Raw genomic sequence first — 1,270 nt, forward strand, 5'->3', positions numbered from 1 at the left:
CGGTTGAGGAACCACATGCGTTGCTGCGCCAACGACAACGGCACCCGCTCCGGACGCTCCCCCGCCGACAACACCACAGTCCCGGCACCGGCACCGGCACCGGCACCGGCGGTCTCGGTACCCAGACGAGCCGCCAACTCCTGCACCGACGACGTCTCGAACACCACCGGCACCGCCACCCGATACCCCAACCGCGCCGACAACCGCGCCACCAACCGCGTCGCCGCCAACGAATTACCCCCCAGATCGACGAACGAATCGTCCAACCCGACCCGCTCGACCCCCAGAACCTGCGCCACCTCCTCGGCCACGGCCACCTCGACCACCGACCGCGGCGCCCGATACTCGGCCACCTCGAACACCGGCGCCGGCAACGCCGCCCGATCCACCTTCCCCACCGGCGTCAGCGGCACCTCGTCGAGCACCGTCACCGACGACGGCACCATGAACCCCGGCAACACCTCCCCCACCGACGCCCGCACCCGCACCGGATCGAGCACCGCCCCCGCCTCGGGCACCACATACGACACCAACACCGACTCCCCCGACGCCGACACCACCCCCACCGTCACCGCGAACCCGACCCCCGGCACCGCCGACAACACCGCATCGATCTCCCCCAACTCGATCCGGAACCCCCGGATCTTGACCTGGAAATCACTGCGCCCCACATACTCGAACACCCCATCGCCACCCCGACGCACCAGATCCCCCGTCCGGTACATCCGACCACCCGGGGTGAACGGATCGGCCACGAACCGCGCCGCGGTCAACCCGAACCGACCGTGATAACCCCGCGCCACCTGCGCCCCGGCCACATACAACTCACCGACCACACCCTCGGGCACCGGACGCAACCGCTCATCGAGCACGAACGCCCCCACCCCCGCGATCGCCGACCCGATCACCACCGGCGCATCGGGCACCAACTCCGCCGACGACGTCGCCAGAATCGTCGTCTCCGTCGGACCATAAGCATTGAAGAACCGCCGCCGACCCGGCACCGACCACCGCCGCACCAGATCCGGAGTGAACGACTCCCCCGCCACCACCACCACACGCAGAGCATCCAACCCGGCAGGATCCATCGACCCCAACGCACCCGGCGTCATGAACACATGCGACACCGACTGCGCGGCAATCACATCCGCCAGATCCGGACCACCACCGACCCCCGCCGGCGCCACCACCACCGTCGCCCCCGCCGAGAACCCCACCCCCAACTCGAGCAACGACACATCGAAACTCGGCGAACACACATGCAACACCC

General features: G+C 69.2%; 1 protein-coding gene. It reads right to left on the reverse strand.

Features of this window, described 5'->3' with window-relative positions; translation table 11 throughout:
* The coding region (locus tag A8G18_RS19595) for a non-ribosomal peptide synthetase (protein ID WP_157100862.1) at positions 1–1,270 on the reverse strand (1,270 nt) is incomplete at both ends.

Source organism: Rhodococcus gordoniae (genome assembly GCF_001646655.1).
Classification (GTDB): Bacteria; Actinomycetota; Actinomycetes; order Mycobacteriales; family Mycobacteriaceae; genus Rhodococcus; species Rhodococcus gordoniae.